The following is a 23,280-nucleotide window of genomic DNA, read 5'->3' as shown; positions in this document are numbered from 1 at the left end:
GGCGATGACTAAAGCAGCGGCCCTACCATCCTGGTCCTGCGGATGACGCGGACGACGGACGTTTCGAGCGAGCTCGGATTCGAGCTCGAGCGCTTCGGGTGGACCCCGGACGATCGGCTGGAGGTCAGCGGCCGCTGGTTCGGCGTGCGCGGGCGGCGCTTCGTACGCCCGGTCATGAATCTGCGCGTCGAGGGCCGGCGGAAGCGCCTGGTCGCGGTGCTCGACCACAAGCCGTGGCCGGCGGACGGCGAGGGCGCATGGACCGCGGCGTTCGCGTGGCGCGGCGAGCGCGACCAGATCACCGCCGTCCGCCTCGAGGTCGCGCCGGACATCGTGCTCGACCTGCCGGCGCCGGGAGAGGATGCCGCGGGAGCGATCCTGCACCCGCGCGCGCGCAAGCGGGCGGCGCGGCGGGCAGAGGCGCCGCCGCCCGCGGCCGAGCCTTCGCCCGCGCCGCCTGCCGCCGAGCCCACGTCGGCGCCGCCCACGGCCGAGCCTTCGCCGGCGCCGGCCGCGGCCGAGCCCTCGCCCGCGCCGCCCGCGGCCGAGCCTTCATCCGCGCCGCCCACGGCCGAGCCTTCGCCGGCGCCGCCCGCGGCCGAGCCTTCGCCCGGGCCGGCCGCGGCCGAGCCCTCGCCCGCGCCGCCCGCCGAGCGCTCGCCCGCCCCTCCGCCGCCCGCGCCGCCGCCCGTGCGGCGCGCGCCGCCGCCCGTCCCCGAGCCTCCGCGCGAGCCCGCCCCGGCGTTCGCCGAGCGCGAGCGCATCGCGGCCGCGCTGGCCGAGGAGCGCGCCGAGCGCGAGCGCCTCGCCGCCGCGCTGGCCGACGCCGAGTCCCGCATCGCCGGGCTGGCCGAGCACCACGACTCGGCCGTCGAGCGCGTCAACGAGCTCGTGCGCGTCGAGGGCGACCTCGCCGCCGCCCGCGAGGAGAACGCGGATCTCCGCCGCCGCGCCGAGGCGCCCGAGCGCGAGCTCGCCGAGACCCGCGAGCGCGCCTCAGCGACGGAGCGCGAGCTCGCCGCCGCGCGCGAGGAGATCGCGGACCTCCGCCGCCGCGCAGAGGCCGCCGAGGCCGCGCGCGACGCCGCGCTCGGCGATATCCGCCGCCGCGCGGACGCCGCCGAGGTCGCGCTCGCCTCCGCCCGCGATCGCGCCGCCACCGCGGAGCAGGAGGCCATCGTGGCCGGCGACCGCGCGGCCACCGCGGAGCGCAAGGCGGACGCCGCGCGCCAGGAGCTCGCGTCAGCGCCGCGCCCGGTCCCCGGCGCCGTGCTCCCCTCGCGCGCCGTCCCGCCGCAGCACGACCGCGTCTGGTCCGCGCGCATCATCGGGCTCGTCTGGATCGTCGTCCTGGTGGTCGTCCTGGTCGTGATCCTCCAGCTTTTGCTCTGATCGCGCGGAAAGCGGCATCCGCCGCACGCTCATCGGGTACCCACGCTCCATGACCGCTCCGGCAAGCCGGACTGCTCCGATCGCCGCGCCACCACATCGAACGCGCCGCCGCTATGCGAGCTGGCGCCCAAAGGCGGCGCTCGTCGCGGTCGTGATCGCGCTCGTCGTCAGCCAGGCCGTCGTCTTCGTCTTCCAGCTCGTCGCCGGAGGCGAGGGCGGCACGGTCGACGGCGTCACCGCGATCTCGCTCGTGCTGGCCGATGCGGTGATGATCGGCATCGTGCTCGTCTTCGCCCGCCGCGGCGCCGAGCGGCTCTCCGCGGCCACGCTCGGCATCCGCCGGACGCGCTTCGGACCCGCGCTCGGGTGGATGCTCGCGATCTACTTCGGCGTCGTCGCGCTCGAGGGCCTGTGGGCGCTGCTGCTCGCCGCGCTCGGAGCGGACGGTGGCGTCAGCCGCCACGACGCCGGCTCCCCCGGCGCCCCGTCGACCGCCACCGCCCTCGCGATCTTCTTCGCGATCGCGGTCGCCGCCCCGATCGGCGAGGAGATCGCCTTCCGCGGCTACCTCTTCCCGGCGCTCACGCGCTGGCGAGGCCCGTGGACCGGCGCGATCCTCACCGGCCTGCTGTTCGGGGCCGCGCACTTCCTCGTGTACCCAGTCGTGTTCCTGCCCGCGCTGACGTTCTTCGGCTTCGGCGCGTGCCTGTTGTTCTGGTTCACCGGCTCGCTGCTGCCGAGCATCTGCCTGCACGCGATCAACAACGCGATCGCGGCCGGCGTCCTGCTCGGAGGGAGCTGGCAGGTGCCGCTCGGCGTCCTCGGCGCCGTCGCGGCCGTCCTGCTCCTGCTCACGCCGTTCGCGCGCGAGCGGGCGCCTCAGACCGCCTGACCCACCCAACCCAACGGAAGGGACCACCATGGCCGCCCAGCCCGAAGCACCCGTGCGCGAGACGCCGGCCACCGCCTCACCGATCGATCGTCACACCTCGCCCGTCGCCGACACCGAGCGGCGGACCGGGCGCGCGGTGGCCTCGCTCGTGCTCGGCATCATCAGCATCCCGACGTTCTTCTTCTGGCCCGTCGCGATCACGCTCGGCGTGCTCGCGATCGTGATCGGCACGATGGCCCGCACCGATGCCCGCAAGCTCGGCTACACGAACACCGGGCAGGCGAAGGCCGGCGTGATCTGCGGCATCGCCGGCATCGTGCTGGCGATCGGCCTGATCGTCGTCGTCGCCGCGGTCAGCTCCTCGTAGCCAATACCGCCTCGAGCGTGTCGGCCTGCGCCGCCGGCTTGTCCGGCCGGTGGCGCAGCACGCGCGCGAACCGCAGCGCCACGCCGCCCGGGTAGCGCGGGCTGGTCTGGACCCCGTCGAACGCGATCTCGACGACCAACTCGGGCCGCACGTACACGACGTGGCGCTCGCGCCGCTCCTCCAGCTCCAGCAGCTTCTCCGTCTGCCACGCGAGCATCGCGTCGGTCAGGCCCTTGAACGTCTTGCCGAGCATCACCCAGCCGTCCGGCCCGCGGGCGCCGAGGTGGAGGTTCGAGAGCCGGCCCTGCCGGCGCCCGTGGCCCCACTCCGCGGCGAGCACGACGAGGTCGAGCGTGTGCACGGGCTTGACCTTCACCCAGGCGGAGCCGCGCCGGCCCGCCTCGTAGGGCGCGCCGAGCGCCTTGACCACCACGCCCTCGTGGCCCATGGCCAGCGCGGCGGCCAGCACGGCCTCGCCGTCGGAGCCGCGCGGCACCCGCTGCGGGACAACCGCCAGCGCGTCGGAACGCTCCGACGCCGGGCGGTCGAGCAGGTCCTCGCCGTCGAGGTGCAGGACGTCGAAGAACATCGGCGTCAGCGGGATCGCGTGGTTGGGCGCGCGGGTGCCGAACCGGCTGCCGGTGACCTGGAACGGATGCGGCCGGCCGTCCTCGCGCAGCGCGATCGCCTCGCCGTCGAGCACGATCGAGCGCACCGGCAGCGCCAGCGCCGCCTCGACCACCTCCGGCAGCCGCGGCGTGACCTCGTCCAGCGTCCGCGTGAAGATCGCGACGTCGCCGCCGTCGCGGTGGACCTGGATGCGCGCGCCGTCGAGCTTCCACTCGACCGCCGCCGGCCCGGTCTTCTCGAGCGCGGCCGCGACGTCCTGGGCGGTGGAGGCGAGCATCGGCTGCAGCGGGCGGCCGACCTCGAGCCGGAACCCGGCGAGCCCGGCGGCGCCCTCGCGCAGCGCCGTCTCGGCGACCACGCCGAGGTCGCCGCGCAGCATCAGCGCCCGCCGCACGTCCTTGAGCGGGACCTCGGCCGCGCGCGCGACCGCATCGCCCAGGACGCCCGCCAGCGCGCCCTGGCGCAGGTCGCCGAGCACGACGGCGGTGAGGAACGCCTGCTCGCTCGCCGTCGCGCGCGAGAGCAGCCCGGCCAGCTCCGCCCGCCGCGCCGCCTGCGAGCCCGCGCCGGAGATCGCCGCGAGGCGGTCCAGCGCCGCGTCGACGTCGGCGACCGTGAGCGACGCCGCCGGTGCGGGTGGCGGCGGCTCTTGCAGCGCCGCCCACCCGACGCCGAGGACCCGCTGGCGCGGCGCGCCCGCCAGGTAGCCGGCGCCCGCCCGCCGCTCCTCCGGCGCGAGCCCGCGCAGCGCGAGCGCAAGGCGCTCGACCTTCGCCTTGCGCCCGGGCTCGGCGCGGACGTCCTCCGTGGCGGCGGCGAGCTCGGCGAACAGCATCCGCACATTCAAGCGGGCGGATAGGCTCGCGCCCATGCCGACCGTGCTGGTCACGGGCGCCTCGACCGGCATCGGCCGGGCGACCGCGCTCGCGCTCGCGCCCACCCACACCGTGCTCGCCGGGGTCCGCCGGCTCGAGGACGCGCCGCCGGGGACGACGCCCGTGCAGCTCGACGTCACGAACCGGGAGCAGGTCGCCGCGCTGCGCGCGCTCCCGCGGCTCGACGCGCTCGTCAACAACGCCGGGATAGCGGTCACGAGCCCGCTCGAGCACCTGCCGCTGGACGAGCTGCGGCGCCAGCTCGAGGTGAACGTGATCGGCCAGCTCGCGATCACCCAGGCCGTGTTCGCGCAGCTGCGCGCCGCTCGCGGGCGCGTCGTGAACGTGTCCTCGATCGGCGGCCGGATGGCGCTCCCGCTCTACGGCCCGTATGCGGCGTCGAAGTACGCGCTGGAGGCCCTCAGCGACTCGCTGCGGCGCGAGCAGCGCGAGGTCAAGGTGATCCTGATCGAGCCGGGCGCGATCGCGACCCCGATCTGGGACCGCGGGATCGCCACCGCGGACTCGCTCTGGGCTGGGATGCCGCCCGACGCGCACGCGCGCTATGGCGCGCTCGTCACGGGCATGCGCGCCCAGGCCCGGAAGCTCGGGACCGAAGGCGTGCCGGCCGAGACGGCGGCCGCGCTGATCGTCCGGGCGCTGCATGCGCGCCGCCCGCGCGCGCGGTACGTCATCGGCCGCGAGGCGCGGGTCCAGGCGGCACTGGCGCGCGTGCTGCCGGATCGCGCGCTCGACGCGGTGCTCGCCGCCGGGGTCCGGCGATTGTTGAACAATCACTGAGATTGTGTAACAATCGCGGCCATGTCGCGCGTCCAGGTCCTGCTCGCCGCCGTCTGCTTCGGCACCACCGGGACCGCCCAGGCGCTCGGGCCGGACGGACTTGCTCCAGCCGGTGTCGGTGCCGCCCGCATCCTCGTCGGCGGCGCGCTGCTCGTGCTCGTCGCGATCCTGCTGCACGGCGTCCGCGCGCTGACGCGCGTCCAGGGCCGGCCCGCGCTCGTCGCGGCGGCCGGCGTCGCCGTGTACCAGCTGGCGTTCTTCGCGGCCGTGCGCGACACCGGCGTCGCGGTGGGGACGATCGTCGCGCTCGGCTCCGCGCCCACGCTGGCGGGCGCGTTCGAGTGGGCGCTGGAGCGCCGCGTCCCCTCGCGCGCGTGGGCGCTCGCGACCGCGCTGGCGTCCGCCGGCGTCGCGATGCTCGCGCTCGCCGGCGGTGCAGACGCGTCGATCTCGCCGCTCGGCGTCGCGCTCGCGCTCGTCGCCGGCGCCGCCTACGCGGCGTACACGCTCGCCGCCAAGCGGATGCTCGGCGCCGGCAACGCGCCCGAGACCGTGATGGCGGTCGCCTTCGGGCTCGGCGCCGTCGCGCTGGCGCCCGTCCTCGCCGTCACCGGGGCGGGCTGGCTCACGCGGGCCGACGGGATCGGCCTGGCAGTCTTCCTCGGGATCGTGCCCACCGCGCTCGCCTACCTGCTGTTCGCCCACGGCCTCAGGCGGCTGACCGCCGCCGAGACCGCGACGCTCACGCTCGCCGAGCCCCTGACCGCGGTACTGCTCGGCGTGGTGGTGCTGAGCGAGCGGCTCACGCTCCCGGCCGCCTGCGGCGCGGGGCTCGTGCTCGCCGGCATGCTGGCGCTGGCAGCGCCTGCGCGCCGTCCCGCTCCCGCATGGCAGTAGTCGACTCCCTCACCGACGCGCTCCGCCAGGAGATCCTCGACGGCCGCCGTGCGGCCGGCGCCCGGCTGGTCGAGCAGGAGCTGTGCGCGTACTACGGCGTCGCGCGGCACTCGCTGCGCGCCGCGCTGCGCGCGCTGGCGGCCGAGGGGCTGATCCGCGTGGAGCCGAACCGCGGCGCGCGGGTGGCCAAGCTGTCGCCGGAGGAGATCACCGCCCTGTACGAGCTACGGACCGCGCTGGAGACCGAAGCCGCGAGGCTGTCGCTCGAGCGCCATGGCCGGATGCCGCCGCCGGTGCACGCGGCGCTCGCGACGCTCCAGGCCGCGTGCGCGGCGGAGCCGTTCGCGTGGGGACCGGTGAACGAAGCGCACGCGGCGCTCCATCACGCGATCGTGGCGGCGGCCGAGAGTCCGCGCATCGAGGCCGCGCACATGGCGCTCAGCGGCGAGCTGCGGCTGTTCCTGAACCAGCTCGAGCCGCTGTGGTCACGGGAGCGGATGGCCGCCGGCCACGCCGCGCTGGTCGCGGGACTCGAGAGCGAAGGGCCTGCGGTCCTGCGCGAGCACCTGCGCGAGTCGGCCGCCGCGCTCGTCGCGGCCGGGTAGGTGGGACGCCGGGCGGGCGTGCTCCGGGTGTTGAGGGAATGGCACGCCCGCCCGGCGGGGGGAGGGAGGAGAGGAGAGCGCCTGAATGGACGCTCACTTCTTCGTCTGCCCGCGTTCCGGGAGCGAAAAACGCAATGGTCAGCGCCGGAACGCGCTCCCGGCGCGATGGTTCGCGCACGGACTCAGCGCGTTCCCTCGGGTGGGCTTGGCATCCTGTGTCTGGGATTCCCCCATTTGCAGGCCTGGGTCAGGCCTGTCAGACACGAGAGGAGACCCGGTTGACACGCAGATTCGACATCGGGCCGATCCTGCTGGCGATTGGAGCGGTACTGCTGCTGGTGGCGCTGTTCCTGGACTGGTACGGCCCACTCACGGCATGGAACGCCTTCGAGCTGACGGACATCGTGCTCGCCGCCTTGGCGGTTGCCGCGCTCGTGGGCGCGGTGGGATTGCTGGCGCCCGAGCTGGAGTACCTGGAGAAACGCGTCGTCCCCTGGATCGCCGGCGCCGCGCTCGTGCTGGTCGCCGCCGAGCTGCTGGACCCGCCGCCGGGTGCCGGGGGCGAGTCGCTCGGTACCGGGGCGTGGCTGGCGCTGGCGTCCGCGGTCGCGATGGTGGCCGGGACGATCCTGAGCCTCGGGAGGGTCTCGTTCGCGGTGGCCGTCGAGGGCCGCGACCGCCGCGTGCGCGTCGCGCCCGTCGATCACCAGGGTCCGCCGACGGAGGCCGGCGCGCCGGTCCCGCGCTCGAGCGACTCGCTGCTGCGTCCGCCTGAGACGCCGTCGGGGTCGTGATGGCGCCCGTGCGCGAGGTCTCGTTCGACCTGGAGCGCTTCGGCTGGGTCGAGGACGGCCGGCTCGAGGTGATCGGCCGCTGGAGCGGCCTGCGCGGGCGCCGCGTCGGCCGCGTGGTGCTGAGGGTCGCGGGCCGGCGCCTTCCGGCGCTCGCCGGCGGCTCGCCGCCGGCCGCGGACGAGCCCTGGCGTGCGGAGTTCGCCTACGACGGAGATCCCGCGGCCGTGAAGGGCGCGGAGCTCGAGATCGGCCGCAGCCTCGTCGTCGACCTGCCCCCGCCGCGGCGCCGGCGCCGGCGGCCGGGGACGAGCGAGACCCCGACCGTCGCCGCCGCTCGCGACCTCGCGGTCGCGCGCGCCGAGGCCGAGTCGGCCCGGACCGAGCTGGCCGCCGCGCGCGCGGAGCTGTCGGCGCTGCGCGACGCCTCGCCGGACGCCGCGGCGCTGGCGGCGGCTCGGGCCGAGCTGGCCGCCGCACCAGATCCCGACGAGGTCGACGCCATGCGCGCCGAGCTGACCGAGCTGCGCGAGGCCGCCTCGGCCACCGTGGAGCTCAACGCGCTGCGCGTGACGCCGTCGGAGGCCGAAGCGCTCCGCGCCGAGCTCGCCGCCGCGCGGGCGGACGCGGAGAGCGCGCGCGCCGAGCTCGCCGCGCTGCGCGAGTCGCCGTCCGACGCCGACGAGATCGAGACCCTGCGAGCGGAGCTGGCCGCCGCGCAGGCCGACGCCGCCGCGCTGCGCGAGCGGTCCGGCGACGACAGCGAGCTCGCCGGCCTGCGTCTGGCCCACGGAAGCCTGCGCGCGTCGCATGAGCGGCTCGAGGACGAGCTGGAGGGGCTGCGCGGCGTCCGCGACGAGCGCGACCGCCTCGCCGGCGAGCTGGAGCAGCTGCGCGCCCGGGGCGCCGACGAGGAGCGCGCCAAGGCCGACCTCGGGGAGGTCATCCGCGAGCTGCAGGATCGCGCCTCGCAGTCGGACTCCGCGCGCCGCCAGCTGATGGACGAGCTGACGCAGGCGCGGCGCGAGATCGCCGCGTTGAAGGAGCGCCTCTCCGCCGCCGAGACCTCGCTCGCCGAGGCGCGCGCCGACGCCGAGCAGCGCCTGGACGCGGAGCGCGCGACGACGACCGAGGTCCACTCGCGCCTGGCGACCGCGCGCGAGGAGGCGCAGAAGACGATGGTCGCGGAGGCGGAGGAGACCGAGCGCCTGCGCGCCGAGCTCGAGACCACGCGCGAGGACGCCGAGCGATTGCTGGCCGCCGAGCGCGCCGAGGTGGCGCGCCTGCGCGAGGAGCTGATCTCGCGCGACGGCGAGGAGGACGAGGCGAGGCGCCGGATGCTCGAGCGCATCGGCCGCGACCTGGAGCGTGAGCGCAGCACGACGCGCGAACTGCGCCGCGAGATCGAGGAGCTGCGGTCCGAGACGGCGCGCCGCCGTCGCTCCGAGTCCGCCGCCGTGGCGAACGGGATCGCGACGATGGAGGAGCCGCTCGATCGCGCCGTCCGCACGCCCGAGGGCACGCGGCGCCGCGTCGACGCCGCCCGGGTCGCGTCCAGCCGCCGGGTCCCGCCGGTCCCGCCGAGCCCGTTCGGCCTCTGGGCCGTGCGGATCGGCGCCGCGCTGCTCGTCGCCGTTCTCGGGATCGCGCTCGTGCTCCTGCTCTCGGCACTCGCGTGACGATCGCGGCGCCCTCGAGCTCGCCACCGGTCTCGACGCCCCGCACCGCGCCGCTGCTCGTTCTCGCGGCGCTGGCGCTGGCGGCGCTCTCGCTGCTGCTTCCTTGGGCGCTGGCGTTCGACCCGTCGGCGTGGCTGGTCTGGGGGCGCGACACGCTGCGGCTCGCGCTCGACACGAGCCCCGGGCCGTCGTGGAAGCCGCTGCCGGTCGTGCTCACGACCCCGTTCGCGCTGCTCCCCGGCGCCGCACCGGCGCTGTGGATGATCGTCGCGCGGGCCGGGGGGCTGCTCGCGCTGGCCGGCGCGTGGGCGCTCGCCGAGCGGCTCGCGGGTCGCTGGGCCGGCTTCGCCGCCGCCGCGACGATGGCGCTCTCGCCGTGGTGGCTGTTCAACACCGCGCTCGGGAACTCCGAGGGGCTGCTCGCCGCGTCGGTCGTCTGGGCGCTCGTCGCGCACCTGGAGGGCCGCACGCGCACCGCGGTCGTCCTCGGCACGGCGGCCGGGCTGCTGCGACCGGAGGTGTGGCCGTTCCTCGGCCTCTACGGCCTGTGGCTGTGGTTCCGCGACCCCGCCGCCCGCCCGGTCCTGCTCGGCTGCGGCGTGCTGGTGCCGCTGCTCTGGTTCGGCCCCGACGCGATCGGCGCCGGCGGCGCGCTCGGCGCCTCGAAGGCCGCGCGCGGCACGCCGAGCCCGGGCAGCGCGGGGCTCGAGTCGGTGCCCGCGCTGGCGCTGCTGCGCGACACGGTCGACATGGTCACCTGGCCCGCGCTCGTGGCGGCCGCGCTCGCGACGATCCTGGGGCCGCGCGCGGCGACCGGTCGCGGCGGCGACGCACGCACCGCCGGCCGCACCATCCGCTTCCTCGCCGCCGGCGCCGCCGGCTGGGTCGCGATCGTGGCCCTCATGACGCAGGCCGGCTACGCCGGCAACCCGCGCTACCTCGTCGCGGCGGCGGCGATCGCCTGCGCGCTGGCGGGCGTCGGCGCGGTGTCGCTCGCGCGCCGGACGGCGCCCGGCGGCGCCCCGCTCGGCGCCGCCGTGCTGCTCGCCGCCGTCGTCGCCGCCTCGCTCGGGACGCTGCGCGGCCAGGCCGATCAGCTCACGGACCGCCCGAAGGCGGCGGCCTCGTTCCACGACGTGGTCGCGGCGGCGGGCGGCCGCGAGGCGATCGTCCGCTGCGGCGCCCTGCGCTCGGGCGTCGGCGCGCGCTCGTTCGTGGCGTGGGAGCTCGACGTCCCCATGCGCGACCTCGGTGCGCGCCCGTCGAGCCCGGGCGTCGTCATCCGCGCCCGCTCGTTCTACGGCAATGCGCTCGAGCCCGCGCTCGCCCACGGCCACCGCGTGCTCGCGCAGGACTTCCACTGGCAGGTCGTGTCACTAGGGTGCTCGGGATGACGGACGTCGCGATCGTGGTGCACGGCGGCGCGGGCGAGTGGCCGGCGGACGCGCACGACGCCGCGCGCGCCGGGATGGAGGCCGCGGTGGAGGCGGGGCACGCGATCCTGGCGGCCGGCGGGGACGCGCTCGCGGCCGTCGAGGCCGCGGTCGTCGTGCTGGAGGACGATCCGATCTTCAACGCCGGCCGCGGCGCGGCGCTCGACGAGCGCGGCGGCGTCCTGCTCGACGCCTCGCTGATGCGCGGCGCCGACCGCGCGGCAGGCTCGGTCGCCGCCCTGCGCGGCATCCGGAATCCGGTCCGCGCCGCGCGCGCCGTGATGGAGGACGGCCGGCACCTGATGCTCGTGGGCGAGTCGGCGAGCCTGTTCGCGCGCACCGCCGGGCTCGAGACCGCGCCCGAGTCGTGGTTCCGCACCGAGGCGCGCCGGCGCGCGTTCGAGAACGGCGACTCCTCGCGCGGCGGGACGGTCGGCGCCGTCGCCCGCGACGCCCGCGGCGGCCTCGCCGCCGCCACCTCCACGGGCGGCAGCGCGCGCAAGCATCCCGGGCGTGTCGGGGATTCGCCGCTGGTGGCCGCGGGGACCTGGGCCGACGACGCCACCGCGGCGGTGTCCTGCACCGGCGACGGCGAGGCGATCATCCGCACGGCGCTCGCGCACGAGGTCGACGCGCTGATGCGCCACGCCGGCCTGCCGCTCGCCGAGGCGTGCGAGGTCGCGCTCGCCGGGCTGGCGCTGCGCCCCGGCACCGGGGGCCTGATCGCCGTCTGCGCGGACGACGTCGCCGCGCCGTTCACGACGCCCGCGATGCCGCGCGCGTGGAGGCTCGGGCACGGGCCCACCCTGACCGCGGTCGGCCGCGATGGCTGACGAGGCCGACCGGCTGTACGGCCTCCCGCTCGAGGACTTCGTCTCCGAGCGCGACGCCGCCGCCAAGGCGCTCCGCCGCGCCGGCGACCGCGACACCGCCGACGCTCTCGCCAAGCTCCCGAAGCCGACGCCCGCGGCGTGGGCGGCCAACCAGGTCGCCCGGACCGAGCCGGAGATCCTCGACGCCTTCCTCGCCTCCGGCACGGCGCTGCGCGAGGCGCAGGAGGCGGCGCTGGCCGGCGACGCCTCGAGCCTGCGCGAGGCGACGCGCGCCCAGCGGGCCGCGGTCGAGGCGTTCATGGCCGCCGCCCAGCCGCTGCAGCCCGCCGGCCGCAAGCTCTCGCGCGCGATGAGCGACCGCCTGCGCACGACGCTGCTCGCGGCCGCCGGCAACGAGGAGCTCAGCGACGCCCTCGCCGAGGGCCGCCTGGCGCTGGAGGCGGAGGCGGGCGGCGCCTGGCCGCCGCCGGACCAGGCCGACGTCGCCGCCGCGCCGCGCCGGGCGAAGGCCAAGGCGGCCGCCAGGCCGGCGAAGCGCGCCGAAGGCCGCGAGCCCGTGCGCGCCACGCGCAAGGCGAAGCCGCGCGACGAGGCGGCCGAGCGCGAGGCCGCGGAGGCGAAGGAGCGCGAGCGGGCCGAGCACGAGGCGGCCAAGCGCGAGCGCGAGGCGCTGGAGCGCGAGCTTCGCGAGGCGCGCGGCGCGTTGAAGGTGCGCGAGCGCGCGCTGGCGGCGGCGGAGAAGGACGTCCGCCGCGCGGAGCACCGGCTCCAGGCCGCGCTCGCCGAGGCCGAGGACGCCCGTGTGGAGGCCGAGGCGATGCAGAAGGTGCTGGGCGAGGCGCGCGAGGCCGTCGACGCGACGCGCGACGAGGTCGCGCGCCTCGGCGAGCGGCTCGACTGAGCTCAGGCCCCGTTCGCGTTGGGGTAGCAGGCCAGCGCGAGCCGGAACCGGGTGCCCTCGTCGCCGCCGTAGCGGTCGAGCACGCCCTCGAACGCCGCCTGCAGATCGGCGACGAACGCGGCGCCCTGGTCGCCGCGCAGCCGGACCTCGCCCGAGATCCCGAGCGTCGGCGGCGAGCCCTCCTGTGCGGCGAGTCCGGCGAGGTCCGCCTGCAGACCTTCGGTCAGGTTGAGCAGGTACCCGAGCCCGTACTGGTTGTCCGAGCGCGGCGGCCCGATCCGGCCGACGAGCGCGGGCGAGACCCAGTAGGAGTGCGCGGCCGCCTGGTAGATGCCTTCGGTGATCCCGCGGATGCGCCGCTCGTCCACGAGCTCCACCAGCCCCGCGGACTGAAGCCGCTTGACGTGGTAATAGACCTTCTGCGGGGAGTCGCCGAGGTCCTTCCCGATCTGGGTGCAGGTGTTCGGCTCGACGAGCCGCCGCAGCACCTCGATGCGGCGCGGCTTGAAGAGCGCGTCCGCCTGGTCGACCCGTTCGAGGTAGAGCACATCTCGCATCGCGCGGTCCTATTTGTACGTCAAGCAGGGCAGTCCTGCCAGGAGAGCGCGTCGGCCGGCACCGCCGGATCGCGCTCTCCCTCGGACAGCTCCATCGCCACCAGCCGCGCGAGCTGCGCCCGCCCGCGGACGTCCAGCTTCCGGTAGATCTGGCCAAGGTGGTATTCGCCGGTCGCGCGCAGCTCGGCCCGCGCGCGCTGCGCCCACGGACGCGCGGCGCGACGGCCGCGCGCGCCCAGCCGGAGCCGGTCGCGCCGGCCGCGTCGGCGAGCTCGCGTACCAGCGCCCCGGCCTCCTCGCGCCGGCCGGCGCGGACGTGGTCGGCGGCGGAGCGCAGGAGCGGGTGGCGGGACTCCAGCTCGCCCTCGCCGAGCGAGACGATGCGCGCGGCCTCGGCCGGCTCGCGGTCGCGCAGCGTGACCGCGCGGCCGATCACGTCGAGCCGGCGAGCGCGCCGCGCAGCGCCTCGGGGTGCACACGCGGGATCTCGCCGAGATGCTCGAGCGCAGCCCCGTCAGCCGCGGCGAGGAAGACCCGCATCCCCTGACCGCTCATCCTCGCGGCCAACCAGCGCGCTCACGCCGCGGAGTCCACGTACACGGCCGGCTCGCGCGGCAGCGCCTGCGGATCGAACGCGGGCAGCAGCTCGCGCGCCGTCGTCGCCGGCGGCAGCCCGAGCGAGCGCGCCATCCACGCCACCGCGTCCGCCGGCGCGACCTCGCGCAGCGTGACGTCGCCATGGCGCTTGGCCAGCCGGCGGCCGTCGGGGCCGAGCACGAGCGGGACGTGCGCGTAGGACGGATCCGGCACGCCGAGCGCGCGGGCCAGCCAGAGCTGGCGCGGGGTCGAGTCGAGCAGGTCCGCGCCGCGCACCACCTCCTCGACGCCCTGCGCCGCGTCGTCGACCACGACCGCGAGGTTGTAGGCGTGCGCCCCGTCGTTGCGACGCACGACGAAGTCGTCGACGGCGCCCTCGAAGAAGCCGGCGACGCGATCCTCGAAGCCGACCACCTCGCCGTCCGTCCGCACGCGCAGCGCCGGGACGCGGCCCGCCGCCCGCAGCTGCGCGCGCTGCGCGACGGTGAGCGAGCGACAGGTCCCGGGGTACATCCCCACCGGCCCGTGCGCCGCCGACGCGGCCTCGCGGATCTCGGCCCGCGTGCAGAAGCACTCGTAGGTGTCGAGCCGCCCGAGCGCGTCCGCGTACAGCGCGCCGCGCTCGGACTGCGCGATGGCGTCGCCATCCCAGTCGAGCCCGATCGCCGCGAGGTCCTCGAGCTGCGCGCCGACGAACCGCGAGCGCACGCGGCCCGCGTCGAGGTCCTCGATCCGCATCAGGAACTCCGACCCCGCCGAGCGCGCGAACAGCCACGCGAGCACCGCCGTCCTCAGGTTGCCGAGGTGCAGCGTGCCGGTCGGGCTGGGGGCGAAGCGCCCTCTCAAAACGGCAGCGAGTCCGCCATGTCCGACAGCGTGGGCGCGGTGCGGTCGCGCTCGGAGTACAGGAGCTCGACGTCGGCCGGCCATTCGATCCCCACGTCGGGATCGTCGAAGCGGATGCCCGCCTCGGTCGCCGGGTCGTAGTAGTTGGTGCACTTGTAGACGAAGTCGGCGACCTCGGAGAGCACGAGGAAGCCGTGCCCGAACCCGACCGGGATCCACAGCATGCGCCCGCTCTCGTCGTCGAGCCGGACGCCTTCCCACTGCCCGAACGTCGGCGAGGAGCGCCGCAGGTCCACGACCACGTCCCAGACGACGCCGCGGGCGACGCGCACGAGCTTGCCCTGCCCCGGATGCGTCTGGAAGTGGATCCCGCGCAGCGTGCCCCTGCGCGAGCGGGAGTGGTTGTCTTGAACGTATTCGACAGGGATCCCGTACTGAGCGGCGACGTCCGCGCGAAACGTCTCCACGAAGAAGCCACGCGCGTCGCCGTGCACCTTGGGCTCCAGCAGTACCAGCCCGTCGAGTCTCGTCTCAAGCCGTTGCATAGATGGGGAGGAGGTTAGGGAGGGGCCGTCGAAAGACGGGTCCGCCATGCCGAGGACCGCCATCATGCCCCCGGCCGCCCGCGGCCACCAGACACTTTCCGCGTACATCTCCGCACGCTTCGACGAGTTCTCACGCTCTCAGAAGGACGTCGCCCAGTACGTCGTCGACCACCTCGACGAGGTCGCCTTCCACACGGCCGAGGAGCTGGCTCGCCGCGCGAGCACGTCGTCCTCGACGGTGGTGCGCTTCAGCCAGGCGCTCGGCTTCGAGGGGTTCCCTGAGCTGCAGGAGGCGGCGCGCGACGAGTACCGCCACCACCACCGCGCGAGCGGGCCGGCGCCCGACACCGCGGCGCCCTTGTTCAGCCTCGACCAGTCGGCGTTCGAGCAGGCCGTCGCGGCCGACCACGTCAACGTCGAGGACACGGCCCGGCGGGTCTCGCGCTCGGAGGTCGACGGCGCGATCGAGGCGATCGCCGTCGCCGAGCGGATCCTGATCGCCGGCACCGACCAGATGGCGTTCTTCGCGTCCTACCTGCGCCATCTGCTGATGCTGCTCGACGTGCGCGCCGAGATCGCGGCGTCGCCGTCGCAGGAGGCGCTGAGCCGGCTCGGCCGGATCGACGAGCGCACGCTCGTGATCGGGCTGTCCGCCGGCCGCCCGCATCCGCTCGTCGTGCGCGCGATGAAGATCGCCCGTCACCGCAAGGCCGGCACGCTGGCGATCGTGGACGCGACGCTGTCGGACGTCTCCAAGCTCGCGGAGCGCACGCTCTACTACTCGTCGAACTCGCCGGCGTTCGTGCGCTCGCATACAGGCCTGCTCTCGATCCTGCAGGCACTCGCCTACGGGCTATACGCGCGCGACGCGGCCCAATACGACGACCGCATCCGCGCCTTCAAGCTGAAGTAGCGGTGCGCGCGGTCACGCGCACCTGTACAAGGAGACCATGCTCGGACTCCCCGACGGCATCACGGCTTGCTTGTTCGACCTGGACGGCGTGCTGACCAAGACGGCCACCGTTCATGCGCGCGCGTGGAAGCAGATGTTCGACGCCTACCTGCGCGAGCACGGCGACGAGCGCCCGTTCGACGAGCACGACGACTACGACACCTATGTCGACGGCAAGCCGCGCGACGCCGGCGTCCGCGACTTCCTCGCGTCGCGCGGCCTGCATCCCGCCGAGGACGAGATCGCGCGGCTCGGGAACATCAAGAACGCCCTCGTCCTCGAGCTGATCAGGACCGACGGCGTCGAGGCGTACCCCGGCTCGGTCCGCTACCTCGAGGCGGCGCGCGATGCGGGCCTGCGGCGGGCCGTCGTCTCCTCCAGTCACAACTGCGAGGACGTGCTCAAGGCGGCCGGCATCGACCACCTGCTCGAGGTGCGCGTGGACGGGCTTGTCGCCGACGCACAGCACCTCGCAGGCAAGCCGCACCCGGACACGTTCCTGGAAGGCGCGCGGCGGCTCGGCGTGCCGCGCGCCCAGGCGGCGGTCTTCGAGGACGCCCTCGCCGGCGTCGAGGCCGGCCGCGCGGGCGACTTCGGCCAGGTGGTCGGCGTCGACCGCGTCGGGCAGCGCGACAAGCTCCGCGATCACGGCGCCGACGTCGTCGTCGAGGACCTGGAGGAGCTGCTGTGATCACGCACCCGGCGTTCTCGGTCGAGCCGTGGGCGATCACGGAGGAGGGCGTCCACCTCGAGGTGCTGGCGCAGTCGGAGTCGGTGTTCGCGCTCTCCAACGGCCACATCGGGCTGCGCGGCAACCTCGACGAGGGCGAGCCCAGCGGGCTGCCGGGGACGTACCTGAACGCGTTCTACGAGACGCGCCCGCTGCCGTACGCCGAAGCGGGCTACGGCTACCCGGAGGACGGCCAGACCGTCGTCAACGTCACCAACGGCAAGCTGATCCGGTTGCTCGTCGACGACGAGCCGCTCGACATCCGCTACGGCGAGGTGCTCCACCACACGCGCACGCTGGACCTGCGCACGGGGCTGTTGACGCGGCAGGTCTGCTGGCGCTCGCCGTCGGGCCGCGAGGTCGAGGTGCGCTCGATCCGGCTGGTCTCGTTCGTGCAGCGCTCGGTGGCGGCGATCCGCTACGAGGTGCGCGGCCATGACGGCGCGCCGCTGCGCGTGGTCGCGCAGTCGGCGCTGACGGCCAACGAGCCGGGACCTCCGCGCAGCGCCGACCCGCGCGCCGCCGAGGTGCTCGCCGCGCCGTTGATGGCCGAGGAGCAGGAGCTGCACCACGCCCGCGCCGTGCTCGTGCACCGGACGCGCCAGAGCGGGCTGCGGATGGCGGCCGGGATGGACCACCTGATCGACGGCCCGGACCGCACCGTCACCGTCTCCGACATCGCCCCCGATCTCGCGCGCGTGCTCGTCAGCTGCGAGCTGCCGCCCGACGGCTCGCTGACGCTGACGAAGTACCTGGCCTACGGCTGGTCGAGCCGGCGCTCGCTGCCGTCGGTGCGCGACCAGGTCGACGCCGCGCTGGCCTCCGCCAACCGCGCGGGCTGGGACCAGCTCGTCAGCCGCCAGCACGAGTACCTGGACGACTTCTGGGAGCGCGCCGACGTCGAGATCGACGGCGACGGCGAGCTCCAGCAGGCGGTCCGCTTCGGGCTCTTCCATACGCTGCAGGCCGGCGCTCGCGCCGAGCAGCGGGCGATCCCGGCCAAGGGACTCACCGGCCCCGGCTACGACGGGCACGTGTTCTGGGACACCGAGTCCTTCGTGCTGCCCGTGCTCACCTACACCGCGCCGCATGCGGCCGCGGACGCGCTGCGCTGGCGCCACTCGACGCTCCGCCTCGCATGCGAGCGCGGGAAGCAGCTCGGGCTGGAGGGCTCGGCGTTCCCGTGGCGCACGATCCGCGGGCAGGAGTGCTCGGCCTACTGGCCGGCGGGCACGGCGGCGTTCCACATCAACGCCGACATCGCCGACGCCGTGCTGCGCTACCTGCGCGCGACCGGCGACGAGGAGTTCGGCCGCGGCGCGGGCCTCGAGCTGCTGGTCGAGACCGCGCGGCTGTGGCGGTCGCTCGGCCACCACGACGCCGCCGGCGTCTTCCACATCGACGGCGTGACGGGGCCCGACGAGTACTCGGCGCTCGTCGACGACAACGTCTACACGAACCTGATGGCCGAGCGGAACCTGCGCAACGCGGCCGAGCTGGCGTCGCGGCACGCGGCGGAGGCGGCCGCGCTCGGCGTCGACGACGAGGAGATCGCCGCCTGGCGCGACGCCGCCGCCGCGATGCACGTGCCCTACGACGAGCGCCTGGGCGTGCATCCGCAGGACGCCGACTTCCTCAACCACGCCGTCCCCGACTTCAGCACCTTCGAGTACCCGCTGCTGCTGCACATGCCGTACTTCCAGCTCTACCAGCAGCAGGTCGTCAAGCAGCCCGATCTCGTGATGGCGCTGATGTCGCGCGGGGACCGCTTCACCGCGGACCAGAAGGCGCGCGACTTCGCCTACTACGAGGCGATCACGGTGCGCGACTCGTCGCTGTCGGCGTGCGTGCAGGCGGTGGTGGCGGCCGAGGTCGGGCACCTCGAGCTCGCCTACGACTACTTCGGCGAGGCGGCGCTGATGGACCTCGCCGACCTCGAGCACAACACGCGCGACGGCCTGCACATGGCGTCGCTGGCGGGGGCGTGGATCGCGGCCGTCGTCGGCTTCGGCGGGGCGCGCGACTCCCGCCGCGGGATGATGTTCCGCCCACGCCTGCCGGCCGCGCTGGCGCGGCTGTGCTTCCGCTTCATGTGGCGGGGGCGGCGGCTGCGCGTCGAGGTCCGCCACCCGCAGGTGACCTACGAGCTGCTCGAGGGCGAGCCGGTCGACATCTTCCACGGCGACGAGCGCGTGCGGCTCGCGGAGGGCGCGCCGCAGACGCGCCACTGGACGCCGCCCGTGCCCGGGCCGGAGCCTGTGCAGCCGCCGGGGCGCGCGCCGGCGCGCAGGAGGCAGCGCTGAGGATCGGCCTCTGGACGCTCCGGCTAGCGCCCGAGCTCGAGGTCGATCGCGCGGATCGAGGCCTCGTCCGGCAGTTTCGCGAGGATCTGGTGGAGCACGGCGTGGACCGAGCGCTCGTTGTGTCCGAAGTCGTTCAGGAACGCCTTCAGCGCCGCATGCGTGATCTTCAGCTGCGCCGGCGTGAGATCCAGCGTGAACGCCGTCTCGTCGGGGCCGATGAGGTCAGTGCGGTCGGTGCTCACGTTACAAAGCGTACAGCCGGTGCGCAGCTAACATCCAGGGCGATGAGAGACGAGGCGACGTTCCGTGTGAAGGCCGGTCTGGCCGAGATGCTCAAGGGCGGCGTGATCATGGACGTGGTCAACGCCGAGCAGGCGAAGATCGCCGAGGACGCCGGCGCGGCGGCCGTGATGGCCCTCGAGCGCGTCCCGGCCGACATCCGGCGCGACGGCGGCGTAGCACGCATGTCGGATCCGATCCTCGTCAAGGGCATCCAGGAGGCCGTGACGATCCCGGTCATGGCGAAGGCCCGAATCGGCCACTTCGCCGAGGCCCAGGTGCTCGAGGCGCTCGAGATCGACTACGTCGACGAGTCCGAGGTCCTCACGCCCGCCGACGAGGCCAACCACATCGACAAGTGGGGCTTCAAGGTCCCGTTCGTGTGCGGCGCGACCAACCTCGGCGAGGCGCTGCGCCGCATCGGCGAGGGCGCGGCGATGATCCGCTCCAAGGGCGAGGCGGGCACCGGCGACATCGTCGAGGCCGTGCGCCACCTGCGCTCGATCCGCTCGGAGATCCGCCGCCTCGGCACGCTCGACGACTCCGAGCTCGCCACCGCCGCCAAGGAGCTGCAGTCGCCGCTGGACCTCGTGCGCCGCGTCGCGGCCGACCAGAAGCTTCCCGTCGTGCTCTTCTGCGCCGGCGGCATCGCGACCCCCGCCGACGCCTCGCTGGTCATGCAGCTGGGCGCCGAGGGCGTGTTCGTCGGCTCGGGCATCTTCAAGTCCGAGGATCCGGCCGCGCGCGCCGCCGCGATCGTCGAGGCGACCACGCACTACCAGGACCCGGAGCGCGTCGCCCGCGCCTCCGAGGGCCTCGGCACCGCGATGCAGTCGCTCGAGACGCGCAAGCTCGAAGACGGCCAGCTGCTCGCCAACCGGGGCTGGTAGCCGCTTGCGGGTCGGCGTCCTCGCCCTCCAGGGCGACTTCGAGGCCCACGCGAAGCTGCTGCGCGCGCTCGGCGCCGAGGTGCGCGAGGTTCGCGTGCCCGCCGATCTCGCCGGCCTCGACGGGCTGGTGATGCCCGGCGGCGAGTCGACCACGATGACGCTGGGGATCGAGCGCGAGGGGCTCGCGGAGCCGCTGCGCGACCTGGTGCGCGCGGGCGTCCCGGTGCTCGGCACCTGCGCCGGGATGATCATGCTCGACCGCGCGCACCTGGGGCTGATGGACACGCTGTGCGCGCGCAACGCGTTCGGCCGCCAGATCCGCTCCTTCGAGGAGGACCTGGAGATCCCGGGGATCGAGGGCCCGCCGGTCCGCGCCGTCTTCATCCGCGCGCCGTGGCTGGCCGAGCACGGCGACGCGGTCGAGATCCTCGCCGCCGTCGACGGCCATCCCGTCGCCGCGCGCCAGGACAACATGCTCGTGATCTCCTTCCACCCGGAGATCGCGGGCGAGGATCGCGTCCACGAGCTGTTCCTGCGCGACGTCAGCGCCCGCGTCACGGCGTGATCGTCTACTTCACGCGCCACGGCGAATCCGTGGCCAACGTCGCCGACCGCAGCATGCAGCCCGAGCCGGAGGACGCCGACCGGCTCTCGGAGCGTGGCTGGGAGCAGGCGCGCGGCGTGGGGAGGAGGCTGCAGGGCGAGGGCATCGAGGCGATCCTGGCGAGCCCGTTCGGCCGCGCGCAGGAGACCGCGCAGGCGATCGGCGAGGTGCTGGGGCTGCCGTACGAGACCGACGCCGATCTGCACGAGGTCCGCCAGTCGGACGCCTATCGCGCCGCGTCCCCACGGTACGAGGGCACCGGCCACGTCTCCTGGATGCCGGCCGCCGCGCCCGACCACGCCGAGGCCGGCGCGGAGTCCTTCAGCGCGATCGTCGCGCGCGTCGCCCGCGTGCAGGAGCGCCTCCAGACGCGCGTCGAACGCGAACGCGTCCTGTGCGTCTCGCACTGGGGCTTCCTGCACTTCTTCCTCGGCGCCGCCATGTTCCGCGAGGACTTCTCGCCCGCCCACCTGCCGGCGCTCTACCGCTTCTCGCACGCCAACACGGGCATCACGCTGTTCGAGCGGCGCCGCGACTACCGGATCGAGGGCATCCCGTTCGACGGCTGGGCGCTGGTCACCTGGAACGACCAGGCGCACCTCTGAGCTTCCCGATCGCGCCGCCTGGGAAGGCTCGGGGCATGGCCTCGCTTCCCGCTCCTCCCGTGCCGCTCAGCAAGGTGGGCCGCGCCGCGCACGACATCGGCCTGGCAGGGCTGCTCGGCGGCAACCTCTACGGCCGGCTCGCGCTGCATCCGAGCGTGACGGAGATCTCCGACGAACGTGAGCGCGGGCGCGTCGTCAACGCCGCCTGGCGCCGCTACGGCACGATCAACACGCTCTCGCTGGCCGCGGTCGCGAGCGGCTGGGCCGGCGCGCGGGCCGAGGAGGCGCGCGACCCGCGCCTGTCGGACGCCGAGCGGCGGCTCGCGCGGGCCAAGGACGCGCTGGTCGGGATCGTCGCGGCGACGGGGATCGTGACCGCGGCGCTGGGGATGCGGTTCGCGCGCAGCGCGCCGGGTGGCGCCGTGCCGCTGAGCGACGGCGACCACGCCGCCCCGTCGGCGACAGAGCGCTCGAAGCGGCTCAAGCGGGGCGTCAACATGGTCAGCACGGTCAACCTCGGCGCCGAGCTCGGGCTCGTCGCCGTCAACGCCGCGCTCAACCAGGAGGGCTTCCGCCGGCCGCCGGCCCGGCGCTCACTATCGCTTCGGCGGCGCTGAGCAGGTCCGGTGCGCTGATCCGCGGCTGCGGGACCACGCGCGGGTAGACGCGGTCGTCGCGGCTCACCCACGCCGTCTCGAGGCCCGCGCCGGCGGCGCCGGCGACGTCCCACCAGTGCGCGGCGACGAACCAGCCGCCGCGCGCCGGCTCGTAGGCGCGCGGATCCGGCTTGAACGGGCTGGCGGAGAGCACGCGATCGAGCTCCAGCCCGGCCCCGGCGAGCACCGCCTCGGCGGACTCCACCGCGGACTGGGTGAGCACGGCGAGCCGGAACCCGGCGTCGCGCAGCGCCCGCAGGGCGGCCTGGGCCTCGGGGAAGGCCGGCATCCGCGGCAGCCGCTCGAGCGCCTCGGCCGCCTCGCCGGGGTCGCGTCCGTCGCGCTGCAGCAGCCGCCGCAGCGCCGCCTCGAGCAGGTCCCGGAACGGCGCGTCGCGCCCGCCGAGCGTGGTGATCATCGCGAGCACGTTCGCGTGGTCGAGGGCGTCGAGCGCGAGCTCGCGCGGCTCGATCAGGACTCCGGGGTCCACCAGCGTCCCGTTGAGGTCGAAGAAGACCCAGTCCGCCACGGTTTGCCAGCATACGCCGCGGTGCGGGTCATCGACGGGCACAACGACGCGCTGCTGCGCGCGTGGGAGGACGGCGGCCTGAAGTCGCTGCTGGACGGCGACGGGGCGGTGACCGTGGCCGCGGCCCGCGCGGGCGATCTCGCGGCCGGTCTGTTCGCCGTCTTCTCGCCCAGCCCCATGGACTGGGAGGTCGGGGGCGGAGACGGCGCGTGGGAGGTCCCGCCCATCCCCGAGCTGCCCTGGGCCCGAGCGGCACCGGCGGCGGCCGCGATCGCCGCGCTGGCGTTCGAGCTCGTCCGCGCCGGCGGCGCCCGGCTCGTGCGCGACGTCGAGGACCTCGACGCGGCGCTGGCGGACGGCGGCCCGCTCGGCCTGATCCTGCACATGGAGGGCGCCGAGGCGCTCGGGGAGGACCTCGAGGCGCTCGAGCTCTGGTACGCCGCCGGCCTGCGCTCGCTCGGGCCGGTCTGGAGCCGGCCGAACCGCTTCGGCTCCGGCGTCCGCTTCAAGTTCCCGTCCTCGCCGGACACGGGGCCCGGCCTCACGCCCGCGGGCCGCCGGCTCGTGCGCCGCTGCGCCGAGCTGGGCATCGCGGTCGACCTCTCGCACCTGACCGAGGGCGGCTTCTGGGACGTCGCCCACGAGCTCGACGGCCCGCTGATCGCCTCCCACTCCTGCGCCCACGCGCTCGTGCCCGCCAGCCGCAACCTCACCGACGCCCAGATCCGCGCGATCGCGTCCTCCGGCGGCCTCGTCGGGATCAACTTCGAGGTCTCGATGGTCCGGCCCGACAGCGCCCGCGACGCGGACACGCCGCTGTCGCGCATCGCCGAGCACGTCCGCCATGTCGCCGAGCTCGTCGGCACCGAGCACGTCGCCCTCGGCTCGGACTGGGACGGCGCGACGATGCCCGACGGCGTCCGCACCGCCGCGCAGCTCCCGGCGCTGATCGAGACCCTCCGCCGCGACGGCTACAGCGAGGCCGAGCTCGCCCGGATCGCGCACGGCAACTGGCGGCGGGTGCTCGCGGCGGCATGGGGGCTGACGCCTTCCCGAGCCAACCGGCCTGCGCCCGGATAGCCTGCGCCCCC

General features: G+C 75.3%; 25 protein-coding genes. 19 read left to right on the top strand and 6 right to left on the bottom strand.

Annotation, left to right across the window (positions count from 1 at the left end; all coding sequences use genetic code 11):
• Positions 1-42: 42 nt before the first annotated feature.
• The 3 genes from H958_RS42250 to H958_RS42245 are packed head-to-tail and all read left to right on the top strand — an operon-like array spanning position 43 to position 2,651.
• Positions 43-1,392, top strand: a complete 1,350-nt coding sequence (locus tag H958_RS42250; protein ID WP_037412676.1) for a hypothetical protein — start codon at positions 43-45, stop codon at positions 1,390-1,392.
• Between the two features lie 49 nt (positions 1,393-1,441).
• Positions 1,442-2,284, top strand: a complete 843-nt coding sequence (locus H958_RS0133125; protein ID WP_081686539.1) for a CPBP family intramembrane glutamic endopeptidase — start codon at positions 1,442-1,444, stop codon at positions 2,282-2,284.
• A 28-nt stretch (positions 2,285-2,312) separates the two neighbouring features.
• The gene (locus H958_RS42245; RefSeq protein ID WP_081686538.1) at positions 2,313-2,651 is read left to right on the top strand and encodes a DUF4190 domain-containing protein; all 339 of its coding nucleotides are present in this window, start codon (positions 2,313-2,315) and stop codon (positions 2,649-2,651) included.
• Here the strand turns inward: H958_RS42245 and H958_RS0133115 are convergent.
• Entirely contained in the window at positions 2,638-4,116 is a 1,479-nt protein-coding gene (locus tag H958_RS0133115) for an ATP-dependent DNA ligase (RefSeq protein WP_028061795.1), read from the bottom strand. The two genes, H958_RS42245 and H958_RS0133115, sit on opposite strands and share 14 nt — an antisense overlap.
• A gap of 34 nt (positions 4,117-4,150) precedes the next feature.
• Here H958_RS0133115 and H958_RS0133110 point away from each other — a divergent pair, with 34 nt between their 5' ends.
• The 8 genes from H958_RS0133110 (at position 4,151) to H958_RS0133075 (ending at position 12,096) form a co-directional block, all read left to right on the top strand.
• Positions 4,151-4,957: an SDR family NAD(P)-dependent oxidoreductase gene (locus tag H958_RS0133110; protein WP_028061794.1), complete on the top strand. Its 807-nt coding sequence runs from the start codon at positions 4,151-4,153 to the stop codon at positions 4,955-4,957.
• A gap of 21 nt (positions 4,958-4,978) precedes the next feature.
• The gene (locus H958_RS42240) at positions 4,979-5,854 is read left to right on the top strand and encodes a DMT family transporter (protein WP_037412673.1); all 876 of its coding nucleotides are present in this window, start codon (positions 4,979-4,981) and stop codon (positions 5,852-5,854) included.
• Complete coding sequence (locus tag H958_RS0133100; protein WP_028061793.1) at positions 5,845-6,459, top strand: GntR family transcriptional regulator; 615 nt, start codon at positions 5,845-5,847, stop codon at positions 6,457-6,459. The genes H958_RS42240 and H958_RS0133100 overlap by 10 nt, the downstream gene beginning before the upstream one ends.
• A gap of 278 nt (positions 6,460-6,737) precedes the next feature.
• Positions 6,738-7,253: a hypothetical protein gene (locus H958_RS0133095; protein ID WP_028061792.1), complete on the top strand. Its 516-nt coding sequence runs from the start codon at positions 6,738-6,740 to the stop codon at positions 7,251-7,253.
• Entirely contained in the window at positions 7,253-8,929 is a 1,677-nt protein-coding gene (locus tag H958_RS0133090) for a coiled-coil domain-containing protein (protein ID WP_028061791.1), read from the top strand. Before H958_RS0133095 ends, H958_RS0133090 begins: the two co-directional genes overlap by 1 nt.
• Positions 8,926-10,323, top strand: coding sequence for a hypothetical protein (locus H958_RS0133085; protein WP_028061790.1), 1,398 nt, complete (start codon positions 8,926-8,928; stop codon positions 10,321-10,323). Before H958_RS0133090 ends, H958_RS0133085 begins: the two co-directional genes overlap by 4 nt.
• Positions 10,320-11,195 (top strand): isoaspartyl peptidase/L-asparaginase family protein, encoded by an 876-nt coding sequence (locus H958_RS0133080; protein ID WP_028061789.1) that lies wholly within the window; start codon positions 10,320-10,322, stop codon positions 11,193-11,195. Before H958_RS0133085 ends, H958_RS0133080 begins: the two co-directional genes overlap by 4 nt.
• Positions 11,188-12,096, top strand: a complete 909-nt coding sequence (locus H958_RS0133075; protein WP_028061788.1) for a hypothetical protein — start codon at positions 11,188-11,190, stop codon at positions 12,094-12,096. The genes H958_RS0133080 and H958_RS0133075 overlap by 8 nt, the downstream gene beginning before the upstream one ends.
• Before the next feature lie 2 nt (positions 12,097-12,098).
• Here H958_RS0133075 and H958_RS0133070 read toward each other — a convergent pair whose 3' ends face one another.
• From H958_RS0133070 to rfbC, 3 genes are all read right to left on the bottom strand, one after another.
• Positions 12,099-12,653, bottom strand: coding sequence for a winged helix-turn-helix domain-containing protein (locus H958_RS0133070; protein WP_028061787.1), 555 nt, complete (start codon positions 12,651-12,653; stop codon positions 12,099-12,101).
• 576 nt (positions 12,654-13,229) lie between these two features.
• Positions 13,230-14,096 (bottom strand): tRNA glutamyl-Q(34) synthetase GluQRS, encoded by an 867-nt coding sequence (gluQRS, locus tag H958_RS0133060; RefSeq protein WP_028061786.1) that lies wholly within the window; start codon positions 14,094-14,096, stop codon positions 13,230-13,232.
• Entirely contained in the window at positions 14,093-14,641 is a 549-nt protein-coding gene (gene rfbC, locus H958_RS0133055; protein ID WP_028061785.1) for a dTDP-4-dehydrorhamnose 3,5-epimerase, read from the bottom strand. Before rfbC ends, gluQRS begins: the two co-directional genes overlap by 4 nt.
• 46 nt (positions 14,642-14,687) lie before the next feature.
• Here rfbC and H958_RS0133050 point away from each other — a divergent pair, with 46 nt between their 5' ends.
• From H958_RS0133050 to H958_RS0133040, 3 genes are read left to right on the top strand one after another with little or no spacing between them, the layout of a single operon-like run.
• Positions 14,688-15,554: a MurR/RpiR family transcriptional regulator gene (locus H958_RS0133050; protein WP_028061784.1), complete on the top strand. Its 867-nt coding sequence runs from the start codon at positions 14,688-14,690 to the stop codon at positions 15,552-15,554.
• A gap of 37 nt (positions 15,555-15,591) precedes the next feature.
• Positions 15,592-16,284: a beta-phosphoglucomutase family hydrolase gene (locus tag H958_RS0133045; protein WP_028061783.1), complete on the top strand. Its 693-nt coding sequence runs from the start codon at positions 15,592-15,594 to the stop codon at positions 16,282-16,284.
• Entirely contained in the window at positions 16,281-18,626 is a 2,346-nt protein-coding gene (locus tag H958_RS0133040; RefSeq protein WP_028061782.1) for a glycoside hydrolase family 65 protein, read from the top strand. Before H958_RS0133045 ends, H958_RS0133040 begins: the two co-directional genes overlap by 4 nt.
• A 23-nt stretch (positions 18,627-18,649) precedes the next feature.
• On the opposite strand, the gene H958_RS0133035 is transcribed toward H958_RS0133040, so the two are convergent.
• Positions 18,650-18,868: a hypothetical protein gene (locus tag H958_RS0133035; protein WP_028061781.1), complete on the bottom strand. Its 219-nt coding sequence runs from the start codon at positions 18,866-18,868 to the stop codon at positions 18,650-18,652.
• 42 nt (positions 18,869-18,910) lie between these two features.
• Here H958_RS0133035 and pdxS point away from each other — a divergent pair, with 42 nt between their 5' ends.
• From pdxS to H958_RS44615, 4 genes are read left to right on the top strand one after another with little or no spacing between them, the layout of a single operon-like run.
• Positions 18,911-19,795 carry a pyridoxal 5'-phosphate synthase lyase subunit PdxS gene (pdxS, locus tag H958_RS0133030; RefSeq protein WP_028061780.1) on the top strand — a complete coding sequence of 295 codons (885 nt, stop codon included), beginning with the start codon at positions 18,911-18,913 and terminating at the stop codon, positions 19,793-19,795.
• Positions 19,796-19,799: 4 nt separating this feature from the next.
• Positions 19,800-20,360: a pyridoxal 5'-phosphate synthase glutaminase subunit PdxT gene (gene pdxT / locus H958_RS0133025; RefSeq protein WP_028061779.1), complete on the top strand. Its 561-nt coding sequence runs from the start codon at positions 19,800-19,802 to the stop codon at positions 20,358-20,360.
• Positions 20,357-21,004, top strand: a complete 648-nt coding sequence (locus H958_RS0133020; protein ID WP_028061778.1) for a histidine phosphatase family protein — start codon at positions 20,357-20,359, stop codon at positions 21,002-21,004. The genes pdxT and H958_RS0133020 overlap by 4 nt, the downstream gene beginning before the upstream one ends.
• Before the next feature lie 35 nt (positions 21,005-21,039).
• Positions 21,040-21,621: a hypothetical protein gene (locus H958_RS44615; protein ID WP_051325165.1), complete on the top strand. Its 582-nt coding sequence runs from the start codon at positions 21,040-21,042 to the stop codon at positions 21,619-21,621.
• Here the strand turns inward: H958_RS44615 and H958_RS44610 are convergent.
• A complete protein-coding gene (locus H958_RS44610; RefSeq protein WP_051325164.1) occupies positions 21,560-22,189 on the bottom strand; it encodes an HAD family hydrolase in 630 nt (209 codons plus the stop codon). The genes H958_RS44615 and H958_RS44610 overlap by 62 nt on opposite strands.
• Positions 22,190-22,210: 21 nt before the next feature.
• On the opposite strand from H958_RS44610, the gene H958_RS0133005 reads away from it, so the two are divergent.
• On the top strand, positions 22,211-23,269 hold the full coding sequence (locus H958_RS0133005; protein ID WP_037412670.1) for a dipeptidase: 1,059 nt from the start codon (positions 22,211-22,213) through the stop codon (positions 23,267-23,269).
• The last annotated feature ends 11 nt before the right edge of the window (positions 23,270-23,280 follow it).

Source organism: Candidatus Solirubrobacter pratensis (genome assembly GCF_000425945.1).
In the GTDB taxonomy this organism is placed as follows: Bacteria; Actinomycetota; Thermoleophilia; order Solirubrobacterales; family Solirubrobacteraceae; genus Solirubrobacter; species Solirubrobacter pratensis.
The sequence above is the reverse complement of the archived record's forward strand: the minus strand, read 5'-3'. Positions and strand labels throughout refer to the sequence as shown.

Coding starts and splice junctions, on each gene's coding strand:
- rfbC (WP_028061785.1), bottom strand. CDS start 14,641: ATGCAACGGCTTGAGACGAGACTCGACGGGCTGGTACTGCTGGAGCCC.
- H958_RS0133080 (WP_028061789.1), top strand. CDS start 10,320: ATGACGGACGTCGCGATCGTGGTGCACGGCGGCGCGGGCGAGTGGCCG.
- H958_RS42250 (WP_037412676.1), top strand. CDS start 43: ATGACGCGGACGACGGACGTTTCGAGCGAGCTCGGATTCGAGCTCGAG.
- H958_RS0133090 (WP_028061791.1), top strand. CDS start 7,253: ATGGCGCCCGTGCGCGAGGTCTCGTTCGACCTGGAGCGCTTCGGCTGG.
- H958_RS42245 (WP_081686538.1), top strand. CDS start 2,313: ATGGCCGCCCAGCCCGAAGCACCCGTGCGCGAGACGCCGGCCACCGCC.
- H958_RS0133045 (WP_028061783.1), top strand. CDS start 15,592: ATGCTCGGACTCCCCGACGGCATCACGGCTTGCTTGTTCGACCTGGAC.
- H958_RS44615 (WP_051325165.1), top strand. CDS start 21,040: ATGGCCTCGCTTCCCGCTCCTCCCGTGCCGCTCAGCAAGGTGGGCCGC.
- H958_RS0133075 (WP_028061788.1), top strand. CDS start 11,188: ATGGCTGACGAGGCCGACCGGCTGTACGGCCTCCCGCTCGAGGACTTC.
- H958_RS0133115 (WP_028061795.1), bottom strand. CDS start 4,116: ATGCTGTTCGCCGAGCTCGCCGCCGCCACGGAGGACGTCCGCGCCGAG.
- H958_RS0133125 (WP_081686539.1), top strand. CDS start 1,442: ATGACCGCTCCGGCAAGCCGGACTGCTCCGATCGCCGCGCCACCACAT.
- H958_RS0133100 (WP_028061793.1), top strand. CDS start 5,845: ATGGCAGTAGTCGACTCCCTCACCGACGCGCTCCGCCAGGAGATCCTC.
- H958_RS42240 (WP_037412673.1), top strand. CDS start 4,979: ATGTCGCGCGTCCAGGTCCTGCTCGCCGCCGTCTGCTTCGGCACCACC.
- H958_RS0133070 (WP_028061787.1), bottom strand. CDS start 12,653: ATGCGAGATGTGCTCTACCTCGAACGGGTCGACCAGGCGGACGCGCTC.
- H958_RS0133050 (WP_028061784.1), top strand. CDS start 14,688: ATGCCGAGGACCGCCATCATGCCCCCGGCCGCCCGCGGCCACCAGACA.
- pdxS (WP_028061780.1), top strand. CDS start 18,911: ATGAGAGACGAGGCGACGTTCCGTGTGAAGGCCGGTCTGGCCGAGATG.
- H958_RS0133110 (WP_028061794.1), top strand. CDS start 4,151: ATGCCGACCGTGCTGGTCACGGGCGCCTCGACCGGCATCGGCCGGGCG.